At 69.1% G+C, this 12,266-nt stretch carries 12 protein-coding genes and 1 pseudogene; 3 read left to right on the forward strand and 10 right to left on the reverse strand.

What is annotated here, in order from left to right; translation table 11 throughout:
• Window positions 1-27: 27 nt before the first annotated feature.
• A complete protein-coding gene (locus ABT004_RS16105) occupies window positions 28-753 on the reverse strand; it encodes a TetR/AcrR family transcriptional regulator (protein WP_351336620.1) in 726 nt (241 codons plus the stop codon).
• A 35-nt stretch (window positions 754-788) separates the two neighbouring features.
• The gene (locus tag ABT004_RS16110) at window positions 789-1,727 is read right to left on the reverse strand and encodes an AurF N-oxygenase family protein (protein ID WP_351336623.1); all 939 of its coding nucleotides are present in this window, start codon (window positions 1,725-1,727) and stop codon (window positions 789-791) included.
• 148 nt (window positions 1,728-1,875) lie between these two features.
• Here ABT004_RS16110 and ABT004_RS16115 point away from each other — a divergent pair, with 148 nt between their 5' ends.
• On the forward strand, window positions 1,876-2,982 hold the full coding sequence (locus tag ABT004_RS16115) for a ferritin-like domain-containing protein (RefSeq protein ID WP_351336625.1): 1,107 nt from the start codon (window positions 1,876-1,878) through the stop codon (window positions 2,980-2,982).
• A 100-nt stretch (window positions 2,983-3,082) separates the two neighbouring features.
• On the opposite strand, the gene ABT004_RS16120 is transcribed toward ABT004_RS16115, so the two are convergent.
• The 5 genes from ABT004_RS16120 to ABT004_RS16140 form a co-directional block, all read right to left on the reverse strand.
• Window positions 3,083-4,555, reverse strand: coding sequence for a peptidoglycan D,D-transpeptidase FtsI family protein (locus tag ABT004_RS16120; RefSeq protein ID WP_351336627.1), 1,473 nt, complete (start codon window positions 4,553-4,555; stop codon window positions 3,083-3,085).
• Entirely contained in the window at window positions 4,552-5,946 is a 1,395-nt protein-coding gene (locus ABT004_RS16125) for an FtsW/RodA/SpoVE family cell cycle protein (RefSeq protein ID WP_351336628.1), read from the reverse strand. The genes ABT004_RS16120 and ABT004_RS16125 overlap by 4 nt, the downstream gene beginning before the upstream one ends.
• A gap of 40 nt (window positions 5,947-5,986) precedes the next feature.
• Window positions 5,987-6,334, reverse strand: coding sequence for an SH3 domain-containing protein (locus ABT004_RS16130; protein WP_351336631.1), 348 nt, complete (start codon window positions 6,332-6,334; stop codon window positions 5,987-5,989).
• 110 nt (window positions 6,335-6,444) lie between these two features.
• The gene (locus ABT004_RS16135; RefSeq protein ID WP_351336633.1) at window positions 6,445-7,716 is read right to left on the reverse strand and encodes an ATP-binding protein; all 1,272 of its coding nucleotides are present in this window, start codon (window positions 7,714-7,716) and stop codon (window positions 6,445-6,447) included.
• Window positions 7,713-8,411 carry a hypothetical protein gene (locus tag ABT004_RS16140; RefSeq protein WP_351336635.1) on the reverse strand — a complete coding sequence of 233 codons (699 nt, stop codon included), beginning with the start codon at window positions 8,409-8,411 and terminating at the stop codon, window positions 7,713-7,715. The genes ABT004_RS16135 and ABT004_RS16140 overlap by 4 nt, the downstream gene beginning before the upstream one ends.
• Before the next feature lie 110 nt (window positions 8,412-8,521).
• On the opposite strand from ABT004_RS16140, the gene ABT004_RS16145 reads away from it, so the two are divergent.
• Window positions 8,522-9,325: a nuclease-related domain-containing protein gene (locus ABT004_RS16145; protein WP_351336638.1), complete on the forward strand. Its 804-nt coding sequence runs from the start codon at window positions 8,522-8,524 to the stop codon at window positions 9,323-9,325.
• A gap of 167 nt (window positions 9,326-9,492) precedes the next feature.
• Here ABT004_RS16145 and ligD read toward each other — a convergent pair whose 3' ends face one another.
• Window positions 9,493-10,374 carry a non-homologous end-joining DNA ligase gene (gene ligD / locus ABT004_RS16150; protein WP_351336641.1) on the reverse strand — a complete coding sequence of 294 codons (882 nt, stop codon included), beginning with the start codon at window positions 10,372-10,374 and terminating at the stop codon, window positions 9,493-9,495.
• 75 nt (window positions 10,375-10,449) lie between these two features.
• On the opposite strand from ligD, the pseudogene ABT004_RS36400 reads away from it, so the two are divergent.
• Window positions 10,450-10,575: pseudogene (locus ABT004_RS36400) on the forward strand (non-homologous end joining protein Ku); the annotation flags it as partial.
• Window positions 10,576-10,676: 101 nt separating this feature from the next.
• Here ABT004_RS36400 and ku read toward each other — a convergent pair.
• Window positions 10,677-11,687, reverse strand: a complete 1,011-nt coding sequence (ku, locus tag ABT004_RS16160; protein ID WP_351336644.1) for a non-homologous end joining protein Ku — start codon at window positions 11,685-11,687, stop codon at window positions 10,677-10,679.
• A 64-nt stretch (window positions 11,688-11,751) separates the two neighbouring features.
• Window positions 11,752-12,261 carry a DUF6262 family protein gene (locus ABT004_RS16165; protein WP_351336646.1) on the reverse strand — a complete coding sequence of 170 codons (510 nt, stop codon included), beginning with the start codon at window positions 12,259-12,261 and terminating at the stop codon, window positions 11,752-11,754.
• Window positions 12,262-12,266: the final 5 nt, after the last annotated feature.

Raw genomic sequence — 12,266 nt, forward strand, 5'->3', positions numbered from 1 at the left:
CCCAGTGCAACGGTCACGCGGAGCGGCTCACAGCAGATGCGCCGCATCGCTCACCACCGGCAGCACCCGCCGCGCCAGTTCCCCCACGAGGCCCTCCCGTGACTCCATCGCGAGCGCGTACCGCACCACGTCCGCGGTCTGCGGGTCTCGGCCCGCCGTCGCCGTCAGGACCGCCAGGAACTGGTCGACGAGGCCGTCCCGCAGCTCGTCCAGCGGTGGCTGCTTGTCCTCGTCGAGCCAGATCAGCGAGGCGGCCTCCACCGCCGTGATCCACATGCGGACGGTCATCCGCAGGCGCGGTCCCGGCGCCGCCTGGCCGAGGTGGCTGAGGATGTGCTCGGCCGCGGCCCGCCGCACCCCGTCCACGATCGCCGTCGTACGGGAGGTCTCCGCCACGCTGCCGCCCTGGAGCAGCGCCGCGAAGCCCATGTCGTGCTGGTCGACGAAGCCCAGGTAACGGTCGAGCGCGCGGGTCAGGCGCGCGGTGAGCGGGCCCTCCGGGGGCTCGGCGAAGCACTGCTCCAGGTCGTCGGCCGCGGAGCGCAGCGCGGCCTCGTACAACTGCTGCTTGCCGCCCGGGAAGTAGCGGTACACGAGGGGCCGCGACACCCCGGCGGCCTCCGCCACATCGTCGAGCGAAACGTCTTCCGGAGCCCGGTGCGCGAACAACGACAGCGCCGCTTCGAGCAACTGCGCCCGCCGCTCCTCGACGCTGAGCCGTTTGTAGGCGGGCGTACCGGTGGCCGAGGTCATACCTCCGAGCGTAACCGGCACGTCGACCCCGCCGACTAGGCCAGAAGTCCCGAGGACCGCCACATCTGGCGGCCGACGCCGCGCAGGACGCCGATGTCGTCGAGGAAGTCCGTCAGGCGCTTGGCGCCGGTCTGCATGACCTCGCGGCGGTGGCCGCTGGCCTTGACCTGGGCCATGGCCTCCCGCTTGTCCAGGCCCACGTTCTCGTACACCTGGGGGTTGATGAACGCCACGGAGAAGACGCGGGCGAACTCGCCCGATGTGACGCGCGTGAACTCCTGCGACCAGCGCGGCGCCGTCATCATCTGGCGCCGCAACTCCTCGCGCGCGTACCGGACATGGCGTGCCTCCTCCACGACGTGGATGCGCGTCACGCCGCGGACCAGCGTCTGCACGCGCTCGTCGGGGAACGTCAGGCGCTGCATCCAGTCGAGGACCTCCTCGCCGAGCAGCGTCGCCGTGAACGAACCGGGCGTGGTGGAGATGGTCTTGAAGAGGCGGCCCAGGTTCTGGTGGGCGCGGCCCACCGGGTACCAGGGCGTGTCCCCGCGCGAGATCAGCCGCGCGAACATCTTCGAGTGCCGGCACTCGTCCTCGATCTCGGTCAGCGCGTAGCGCACGTGCGCGCTCGTCGCCGCCTTGTCGTACACGTGCCGCACGAGCAGCTGCATCAGGATCAGCTCGAACCAGATGCCGAGCGAGGCCAGGGCCGCAGCCTCGTGCTGCGACAGCCGGATCCGCTGTTCCTCGCCCATCCGCTTCCACAGCGGCGTGCCGTACAGGGACACCAGCTCGGGCGGCCAGAACCACTTGCCCTCCTCGAAGGGAGCGTCCCAGTCCAGCTCCTTGTCCGGGTCGAAGGAGTGCTTGGCGGAGGAGGCGAGCAGCCGCTCGGCCACCTGCTCCCGGTCCTTGAGCAGACCGAGCGCGTCGCGCAGTCCCGCGAGCGCGTCGGCTTCCGTCATGGTCGTCATGGCTGTCCCCACCTCGTCGTACGGGTTACCAGCGGTCACGCCTGTATCGATTCTTATGAGACTGCGCGTCAGCAAGCCCGTCAATCCCTTGCGCAGGACTCCGCACGACTTGTTGACCGCGCGTCTACCACCGTGTGAGCCTGCCAGCATGGCGACGCATGAGCTGTACACCAAGGCCCCGAACGGGTCCAACTGGCAAGTACCGTCCGCCAGTTCGGCTCGCCTCAGCTGGGAATACGACGACGGGCGCGACCGCCTCCTCTCCCTCTACCAAAAGGGCAAGGACAAGCAGTGGGACGGCGCCAAGCGCATCGACTGGGACCTGGAGGTCGACCCCTACGACCCCCTCGGCACCCCCGACGACGCGCTGGCCCTCTACAACACGCCCTACTGGGCGAAGATGACCGACAAGGACAAGGCCGAACTGCGCAAGCACTCCGCCTCCTGGCAGTTCAGCCAGTTCCTGCACGGCGAACAGGGCGCGATGGTGTGCGCCGCGCGGATCGTGGAGTCCGTCCCCGACCTCGACGCCAAGTTCTACTCGGCGACGCAGACCATGGACGAGGCGCGGCACGCGGAGATCTACGGCCGCTTCCTGCACGAGAAGCTCGGGATGCTGTACCCGATCAACGACAACCTGCAGTCCCTGCTCGGCGACACGCTCCGCGACTCCCGCTGGGACATGCCGTACCTGGGCATGCAGGTCCTCATCGAGGGCCTCGCCCTCGCCGCCTTCGGCCTGCTCCGCGACACCACGGACAAGCCGCTGCCCAAGCAGATCCTCGCGTACGTGATGCAGGACGAGGCCCGCCACGTCGCCTTCGGGCGGATGGCGCTGCGCGACTACTACAAGCAGCTCTCCGACGCCGAACTGCGCGAGCGCGAGGACTTCGTCATCGAGGGCTGCTACCTGATGCGCGATCGGCTGCGCGGCATCGAGGTCCTGGAGAACTTCGGCATCCCCAAGGCCGACGCGGAGAAGTACACGGAGCAGTCCGAATTCCTCGCCATGTTCCGGCAGTTGCTGTTCTCCCGGATCGTCCCGTGCGTCAAGGACATCGGCCTGTGGGGCAAGCGCCTGCAACAGGCCTACGTCGACATGGGCGTCTTCGACATGGGCAACTCCAACCTCGACCAACTCATGGCCCAGGACGAGGAAATCGCCGAAAAGCTCGACGCGGACCGCTTCGCCGCGGAGGAGCGGGAACGGGTGTCGGAGGTGGAGGAGGCCGTCGAGGCGGGCAAATCAACCTGACCAAGCCCAATTCAAGCCCCGCCGGCGGTCTTTCAAGCCCCGCCGGCGATTGAGGCGCGGGGCCCGGGGCAGAGCCCCGTGACCACGCCGCCGCTTCAGCTCAACCGTCGGACGACCCGAGCACCGCCTCCATCACCGCGCGGGCGATAGGCGCCGCGCTGCCTCCACCACTGATGTCGTCACGGTTCGCAGACGCGTCCTCGACCACCACGGCCACCGCGACCCCCGGCGCAGACGCGTCCTTCTCCTTGGCGTAGGAGATGAACCACGCATACGGCGTCCCCTCATTGTTCTCACCATGCTGCGCCGTCCCCGTCTTCCCCCCCACCGTCGCACCCGAAATCTTCGCCCCGGTACCGGTCCCCTCGGAGACGACGTCCTCCATCATCGTCTGCAACTGAGTGGCCGTGTACGGAGACATGACCTGCTTGTACGTGTCGGAGCCGGTCTCCGAGACCGTGTCCCCGTCACTCGACGTGGTCTTGTCCACGAGATGCGGCCGCATCAGCGCGCCACCGTTGGCGATGGCCGAGGACACCATCGCCATCTGCAGCGGCGTCGCGGCGGTGTCGTACTGGCCGATCGAGGAGAGCGCCAGCTGCGAATCGTTCATGTCGGTGTCGAAGTTCGACTTGGCGGCCGCCATCGGGACCTTGATCCCGCTGTCGTTGAAGCCGAAGTTCTCCGACATCTTCACCATGTCCGAGAGCCCGGTCTGCACCCCGAGGTTGGCGAACACGGTGTTGCAGGAGACCCGCAGCGCGTATTCGAGCGTCGCGTCCTTGCAGGCGGCCGACGCGGACTCGTTGGTCAGCTGCGTCGTCGTGCCCGGCAGGGTGTACGGGGACGGGGTGTCGGTCGACTCGTCGATGCCGTCCACCACGCTGTTCTCCAGGGCCGCGGCCGCCGTGACCACCTTGAACGTGGAGCCCGGCGGATACGTCTGGCGCAGCGCCCGGTTGAGCATCGGCTGCTCCTCCGACTTGTTCAGCGCGGCCCACGCCTCGGTCGAGGAGGAGTCGGTGCCCGCGATCCGCCCGGGGTCGTACGACGGGGTGGAGACCAGCGCCAGGATCTTCCCGGTCGACGGGTCGATCGCCGCGACCGCGCCCTTCTTGCCGCCGAGCCCGGAGTACGCGGCCTGCTGCGCGCGGGCGTTGATGGTGGTCTTCACGTTGCCGCCGGGTTCCTGGGAGCGCGAGATCTCGTTCCAGAACGGGATGGGGGAGAGCATCGGGTCGGCGCCGGAGAGGATGTCGTCCTCGGCGCTCTCCACGAACGTCGTGCCGTACGTCTGCGAGGCGTAGCCGGTGACGGGGGCGTACAGCGGCCCGTTCTTGTACGTCCGCTCGTAGCGCAGCGACTCCCCGGTGTCCTTGGAGCCGGTGACCGACTTGCCCTGGACGAGGATGTCGCCGCGCGGCTGCCCGTAACGCTGGATCGTGGTGCGGCGGTTGGCCGAGTTGTCGTCGAACTTGTCGGCCTGGAAGAACTGGACCCGGGCCGCGTTGATGAGCAGCGCGATCAGCAGGATCAGGCAGAACACCGAGGCCCGGCGGATGTACTTGGTCACTTGGCGCCCTCCACGGGGTCCTGGGCGCTCCCTGGGGACTCGGGCAGCAGCTGGCTCCGGGCCCGGTCGCTGACCCGGATGATGATCGCGACGATGATCCAGTTGGTGACGAGGGACGAGCCGCCCTGCGCGAGGAACGGCATCGCCATGCCGGTGAGCGGGATGAGCCCCATCACGCCGCCCGCGATGACGAAGACCTGGAGCGCGACGATCGAGGCGAGCCCGATGGAGAGCAGCCGGCCGAACGGATCGCGCAGCGCGAGCCCCGCCCGGTAGCCGCGCTCCACGAGCAGCGCGTACAGCAGGAAGATCGCGGTGAGCCCGGCGAGCCCCAGCTCCTCGCCGGCCGTTGCCAGGATGAAGTCCGACTTGGCGGCGAAGCCGATCAGGTACGAGTGGCCGAGGCCGAGCCCGGTGCCGAGCATGCCGCCCGCCGCGAACGCGAACAGCGACTGCGCGAGCTGGCTGGCGCCCTGACCGGCGTCGATGGAGGCGAAGGGGTGCAGCCAGTCCTCGACGCGGCTGTGCACATGCGGCTCGAAGGAGGCCACGAGGAACGCTCCGGCGGCCGCGAGGACGAGCCCGATGGCGATCCAGCTGCCGCGGCCCGTCGCGACGTAGAGCATGATCACGAACAGGCCGAAGAACAGCAGCGAGGTGCCGAGGTCGGTCTCCAGGACAAGGACGCCGACGGTCATCAGCCAGATCACCAGGATCGGCGCGAACACCCGCATCGTCGGCAGCTGGAACCGCCAGATCCGTTTGCCGGTGTACGCCAGCGCGTGCCGGTTCGCCGCGAGATAGCTGGCGAAGAAGATCGCGAGCAGGACCTTGGCGAACTCGCCCGGCTGGATGGAGAAGCTGCCGATCCGGATCCAGATCCGGGCACCGTTCACGGCGGGGAAGAAGATCGGCAGGATCATCAGCACCAGGGCCGTGACCACGCAGATGTACGCGTATCGCTGAAGCGCCCGGTGGTCGCGCAGGAACAGCACGGTGAGGATGAACAGGGCCACGCCGAGCGTCGACCAGATCAGCTGGGTGGGCGCCGCCTGGTCGCCCGGGGTCTCCTGGTCGAGCCGCCAGATCAGCACCAGGCCGAGTCCGTTGAGCAGGACGGCGATCGGCAGCACCAGCGGATCGGCGTACGGGGCGCGGAAGCGGACCACGAGGTGCGCGACGAGCGCGAGCGCCCCGAGCCCGGCGCCGTAGCCGAGCGCCCCGCCCGGGACCCTGTCGTCCTTGGCGAGCCCGACGTCGATGTATCCGTAGACGCTGAGCAGCACGGCAACGACGAGCAGGGCCAGTTCGGTGCCGCGGCGCCGGGGGACCCGGACGGCGGGCACCGAGGGGCGGGTGCTGGTTCCCGATGTACCCGACGATCCGGTCATACCGGGAACGTAGCAAGCAAGACCCCGATATCAGCTCATGTCAGCACCAGCGCGGCACGGCGCCGATGTTCTCGATGTACTTCGCCGAACCCCACGCCCACGTGCCGTCGGTGAGCAGGTACCAGTACGAGTTCCCGCCGACGTTGTCGCCCGAGGTCTTGCAGAAGATCGGGACGATCGCGTGGTACGGCTCGGAGCGGACGACCCTGGCGCCGCGGGCCGGGGCGTCGCGCAGCAGCAGCCCGGACTTCGCGATGACGCGGCCCTTGTAGACCGGCGGATTGTCGCCGCCGGGCGAGCTGCTCTGGGCAACGGCGGGGAGGGCGCTGGTGGCGACGAGGGCTGCTGCTGCGGCGACGCCTGTGCCGAGGCGGATGGCGAGCGACATACGAGACTCCTGAGGTGGGGGAGAGGGGTGAGAGGGAGCGAGAAGGGCGCCTTGAATGCCCGCTTTCACACTAAAAGCGGCACGCAGAGCGCGCAAAAGGTTACTCTCCGCTACGAACCCTCGGGCCCGGTCTCCTCGTACGGAAGTGTCAACGTCGCCACCGCGCCACCGTCCGACGCGTTCCCGAACTCCAGCCGTGCGCCCAGGACTTCGGCCTGCCCGAGCGCGATGGTCAGCCCGAGACCGTGCCCGCGGGCCCCGCCCTCCGTGCGGAAACGCTGCGGCCCGTGCTCCACGAGGTAGCCGGGATAGCCCGCGCCGTGGTCGCGCACCGTGATCACCGGCCCCTCCACGGTCAGCGTGACCGGCGCCGCGCCGTGCAGGTGCGCGTTCGCCACGAGGTTGCCGAGGACCCGCTCCAGGCGCCGACGGTCCGTCAGCACACAGACGTCCCGGACGAGTTGGACCTCGGTCGGGGTGCCGGACGCCCGCACCACCCGCTCGGCCACCGGCCCGATCCGGTTCTCGTCCAGATCGAGGCGCTCGCTGCGCGCGTCGAGCCGCGAGATCTCAAGGAGGTCCTCGGTGAGCGTGCGCAGCGCGGCGACCCGGTCCCGCACCAGCTCCGTGGGCCGGCCCGGCGGCAGCAGCTCGGCGGCGGCGTGCAGCCCGGTCAGCGGCGTGCGCAGCTCGTGCGCGACATCGGCGGTGAACCGCTGCTCGGTCAGGATCCGGGCCTGCAGCGAACCGGCCATGCTGTCGAGCGCGCCCGCGACATCGGCCACCTCGTCCTGGCGTCGCCCCGGATCCTTCGTCCGGCGGTCGTCGACGCGCGCGTCCATGTCGCCCGCGCTGATCCTGCGCGCCACCCGCGCCGTCGCGTGCAGGCGCCGCGTCACACGGGTCACGGCGAACGCGCCGACCAGCAGCGTCGCCCCGATCGCGAGCGCCGACGAGGTGAGGATCGCCCCGTCGAGCCCGTCGATGGTGCGCCGGCCCTGCGCGAAGTCGACCCGCACCGCGAGGGCCCGGCCGCCGGCCGCCGGGCCCGCCGCCCACATCGTCGGCCGCTCCGGGTGCGCCGCGACCATCGTGCCGCGCTCCCCGCGCGCGGCGAGGGCGCGCAACTCGGCGGGCAGGCCCGGCGGATCGAGGCCCGCGCCCGCGGCGAGCCTGCTCCCGGCCTCGTACCGCTTGGTGGTGGACTTCAGGAGGGTGAGCGCGCGTTCGCGGGCCTGACCCGTCGTCTGATCGGTGACCGAGACGTGCACGAGGACGCCGAGCAGCGCGGCGAGCGCACAGCACATCACGGTGATGAAGACCATCGCCTTCCACGTCAGGGAGGCGGTCCAGACCGGCAGCCGCAGCGCGCGCGGACTCATGAGCGGCTCGGTGACGGCACGGCAGGAGTGTGCGTGGACCCGGTGCGCAGGATCTCGTCGCGGGTCGGCAGCATCGCCTTCTGGTGGCCGTCGTACGACCAGGACGTGCGGTACTCGTACCCGGACAGGTCGGCGGCGGCGCGCACCACGATGCTCCGGCCCGCCAGATGCACGTTGATGACGGCGTCCTTGTCGTCCATGATCTGGGTCAGCTTCCCGCCGCGGTACGTGTACGCCTGCAAGTACGCCTGGCGGTGCGGGGCGCGCACGGCGACGAGCAGATCGTCCTCGCCGTCGCCGGTCAGATCCCGGTAGTACCCGCCGAGCACGGGACAGCTCTCGGACGCCTCTCCGGCCGCCGGACAGTCCGCCGCGACGTCCTTCGCGATGTCCTTGTAGTCGTCGGGCGCGGCGGTGACGCGGGCCCGCACGATCTTCGCCGGGGCGACCTCGCGCAGCTTCCCGCCGGGCACCTCGACGCCCTTGACCACGGCCGTCTCCCCGGCGCCGTAGTCGTCGGCGGCGCGGGTCGCGGGCGGCAGCGTGGGCCACAGACGCTCCGGGCCGACGGCCGTCGGCGTCGGGCCCGCGCTCTGAGGGCCGCCCTGGTCCCCGCAGCCGGCGCACGCCCAGAGCAGCGCGGCGGCGGGCACGGCGAGCACGGACCGGCCGAGGCGCCCGGGCGCTGTCTTCACTGCACTCCTGCCTGCCGGGTTGAACGGGTCGCGATGGTCATCATGCCGGGCCTGCGGGCTTCTTGCCCTGCGGCGGGCTTGCTGCTCCCATGGTCGTGGGGTGATGGGGCATGAGCGGACTGCGCGTCATACCGACCTGGCGGAACGGTCAGGAGTGGCTCTACGTGTGCGGGGACGACGGCGCGAACGTCGCCTGGTATGACCGGGACGCGGGCCGGGTGAACCTGCTCAGCGAGATCCGGCGGGCGGAGGTGCTCGACGTACTCCGCCCGTTCATCGCCGGCCAGGTCACCGTCGGACCGCCCCCGGTGCCGACCCCCGCCGAACTGGCCGGGCTCACCCTCCACCCCGACGACGACCTCGCGCCGAACCGGCCGGGCGAGGCCCTCGTCATCTCCTTGGACCGCGACCCTGGCCCGCAGCGCCGGCTGCGCGCCGACCCGCGGCGCACGGCGCTCGCCGCGCAGGCGCGGGTGGGCGAGGTCCTCGACGGGTTCGAGGCGGCGGGCTGGCGGGTGCTGCACTCGGTGCCGCTGCCCGGCGGATCCCACATCCACCATCTGCTGATCGGCCCCGGCGGCCTGTTCGCGCTGCACGTACTGCCTGTGCGCAAGCGACGGGTGCGGGTCGGCGACCCCTGGGTGACGATCGGCCGCGGCGAACCGCAGCCCCTCCTGCGCCGCGCCCGCGCCGACGCCTCCCGCGCCTCCTTCGCCCTCACCGCGGAGGTCCGCGCGGCCCTCATCCTGGTGGACCCGTCATCCGTGGAGGCGACACCCCCACCCCGCGACACCCACATCCTCACCACCACGACCCTCCCACCCCTGGCCCACACGGCCGGCCTCCTCAAACCCGCAGACGTCGAGGCACTCCACATGATGGCGAGGGCCAGGGCGACGTGGACCCGGGTGTGACCCGGCACCTTCTTTCAAGCCCCGCCGCCGATCGAGCCATCTCAAGCCCGCCGGCGGTTGGGCTTTCAAGCCCCGCCGGCGTTTGAGGCGGTCTTTCAAGCCCCGCTCTTGTGACGAGAGCCAGCGGGGTCCGGGGCAGCGCCCCGCGACCGCAACGCCATCCGCGTTCACGGCAGCACCCCCGCCCGCTCACCGTCGAACAACCCCCCGAGCAAATCCCCGTACCGCTCCAGCCGCGCCCCCACATCCCCCGCGACAAAAACCAGATCCCCCGCAGCACCACACCCCTCCACCTCCCCCCACGTCACCGGCGCCGAAACGGCCGGCAAGGCCCTCGCCCGCAACGTATAGGCCGCCGCCGTCGTCTTCGCGGCCGAGTTCTGACTGTGGTCGACGAACACCTTCCCGCCCCGCAGACTCCGCGCCATCCGATGCACCACGAGCCCCGGCAAGGCCGCCTCCGCCTCCCGCGCGAGTCCCTTCGCATACGCACTGACCCGCTCGGCCGCCGTGGGCACCAGCGGCACGAGCAGATGCAGCCCCTTCGACCCGGAGGTCTTCGCGTACGCCTCGAGCCCGTCCCGCGCCAACCGCTCCCGCAGCCACCCGGCCACCTGGCAGCACTGCACGATGTCGGCCGGCGCCCCGGGATCCAGGTCGAAAACCAGCCGGTCCGCCAAGCCGGGCGCGTCCACCCGCCACTGCGGCGTATGGAACTCGGCGACCAGGTTCGCCGCCCACATCAGCGTCGGCAGATCCTGGACGAGGACCTGCCGCGCGACCCCGTCCGAGCGCCGCACCTCCGCCGTCTTCACCCAGGAGGGTGACCCCGGTGGCACGTTCTTGGCGAAGAACTGCTGGCCCCCGGGCCCGTCGGGAAAGCGCAGGAAGGAGACGGGACGGTCCCGCAGATGCGGGAGCAGGGCCTCCGCGGCCGTCGCGTAGTAGTGCAGCAGCTCGCCCTTGGTGAACCCGGAGTCCGGATACAGCACCTTGTCCAGATTGCTGAGCGTGAGCCGCCGCCCCTCCACTTCTGTGATGGGCGCCATACGGTAATACTCTGGCAATCCAGCCCGCTATGTCTGCTATGTCGTTCATTGGCGACGCGAACCGGGAGGCCCACCGTGCGCTCCATATGGAACGGCGCCATCTCCTTCGGCCTGGTCAGCATCCCGATCAAGCTGGTCAACGCCACCGAGAACCACTCGATCTCCTTCCGCCAGATCCACCTGGAGGACATGGGTTCTCTGGGGGTATGAAGGGTGTCTCATCGTGGCTCGTGGCGTCTTCGCAGGTCACCGCCCTGGAAGCCCAAAGGAGTGATGCGACAGGTGTTGTGCGAGCTTCTGCGTTAGGAGGCCTTCTTAGAGGTGGCCTTCTTCGCAGGTGTCTTCTTGGCTGCGGCCTTCTTCGTGCTCGCCGTCGACTTCTTGCCGCCGGTGGCCTTGGGTGAGGTTGTGGCCTTCTTGGCCGCTGTGCCGGTGGCCTTGCGGGCGGGTGCAGCCTTCTTGTCCGCGGACTTCTTCGCGGTCTTCCGGGCCGACAAGGGACGAACTTCGGCGTCTCGCGAATGCTCATCGCTGCGGGATTCCTTGGCGGCTCGAACGCTGTTCTCCAGCGCCGCCATGAGGTCAATGACCTTGCCGGTTGCCGGGGCAGCTTCGGCCTCGTGAGGCGGCTCTACCCCTTGGAGTTTGGCCTCGACGACCTGTTGAAGGGCTTCTTGATACTCGTCGTGGAGAGATGAGAGGTCGAAGTCCTGCGAGAGGGTGTCCATAAGTGAACGAGCCATCTTGAGCTCTTGTGGACGGACAGTCACGTTGTCCTCGGGCGCGACTCCTTCAGTCGAGCGAACTTCGTCTGGCCAAAGGCAGGTCTGAAGCACCAGAGTGTTGTCGTGGACTCTCAGCACTGCTAGGGCTTCCCGAGAGCGCAGAGCGATTTTGGTGACCGCCACCTGATTGGATTCCGTCAAAGCATCCCGGAGGAGTGCGTAGGGCTTCGTTGCCGCGCGGTCCGACGAGCCGACGTAGTAGGCCTTGGAAAACATCAGCGGATCGATACTGCCGGCGTCCACGAAGGCCAATACGTCGATGACCTTCTTGCTAGGCAAGGGCAGGTCAGCGAGGTCGCTGTCGGTGAGAGTGATCATGCTCCCGTCGGGGGCCTCATACCCTTTAGCGATCTCCTCGTAGGGGATCTCCTTGTCTTCTGCTTCGCAGAACCGCCGTAGGCGAACGCGACTCCCGTCCTCGGCGTGAACTTGCCGAAGAGGGATGTCGTGTTCCTCGGTCGCCGCGAAGAGCTGGACTGGAATCGTGACCAGTCCGAAGGATATGGCTCCCTTCCAGGTCGCCCGCATACCGTGCTCCTCTCCTGGGTTTCCAGGCTATTCCGGAGTGAGCTGCAACGACACTTGGCATGGTCTAACGAGGTCCGTGGTTGAGGGCACGGGTCAGTTCACGGTTTGCCGCTCTGGCAGCTTGCAGTTCCTCGGCGCGTTCGTCGAGCTGACTGGTTTGGTCGACTACCTGTTGTTCGAGAGTGACGATCTGCCGCTGCAACTGATCGACGTCGATAGGGGACCCCAGCCCTGATTCGTGCCAAATCTGGTTCCCCAAGATCTCTGAGAGTCTCTTCTCTAGGCGGCGCACTTGAAGTGCGAGCCGGGCGTTACGCTCAAGGGCATTAGCCAGGTCTGCTTGCAGCGACGCCCGGGTGACAGCGGCAAACCCGTCGGAGGCAGAGGGGGCGACGGCGACTGAATGCACACGTTCCAAGAGGTCACGATGCCGATAGAGGAAGGACCGGTCGACTCTGGCCGTCCGCGCGATGGCAGAAACCGTCACCTCTTCCCCGTGGCTGATGGCAGCATTGATCGCTCCGATTACCCGTTGTCGACGACGAGTGGTCGCCGACTCTCGGCCGTCACTCATTGCAC

The organism is Streptomyces sp. NPDC002790 (assembly GCF_040295505.1).
GTDB lineage: Bacteria > Actinomycetota > Actinomycetes > Streptomycetales > Streptomycetaceae > Streptomyces.

Coding starts and splice junctions, on each gene's coding strand:
- ABT004_RS16105 (WP_351336620.1), bottom strand. CDS start 753: ATGACCTCGGCCACCGGTACGCCCGCCTACAAACGGCTCAGCGTCGAG.
- ABT004_RS16110 (WP_351336623.1), bottom strand. CDS start 1,727: ATGACGACCATGACGGAAGCCGACGCGCTCGCGGGACTGCGCGACGCG.
- ABT004_RS16115 (WP_351336625.1), top strand. CDS start 1,876: ATGGCGACGCATGAGCTGTACACCAAGGCCCCGAACGGGTCCAACTGG.
- ABT004_RS16125 (WP_351336628.1), bottom strand. CDS start 5,946: ATGACCGGATCGTCGGGTACATCGGGAACCAGCACCCGCCCCTCGGTG.
- ABT004_RS16130 (WP_351336631.1), bottom strand. CDS start 6,334: ATGTCGCTCGCCATCCGCCTCGGCACAGGCGTCGCCGCAGCAGCAGCC.
- ABT004_RS16135 (WP_351336633.1), bottom strand. CDS start 7,716: ATGAGTCCGCGCGCGCTGCGGCTGCCGGTCTGGACCGCCTCCCTGACG.
- ABT004_RS16145 (WP_351336638.1), top strand. CDS start 8,522: ATGAGCGGACTGCGCGTCATACCGACCTGGCGGAACGGTCAGGAGTGG.
- ligD (WP_351336641.1), bottom strand. CDS start 10,374: ATGGCGCCCATCACAGAAGTGGAGGGGCGGCGGCTCACGCTCAGCAAT.
- ku (WP_351336644.1), bottom strand. CDS start 11,687: ATGCGGGCGACCTGGAAGGGAGCCATATCCTTCGGACTGGTCACGATT.
- ABT004_RS16165 (WP_351336646.1), bottom strand. CDS start 12,261: ATGAGTGACGGCCGAGAGTCGGCGACCACTCGTCGTCGACAACGGGTA.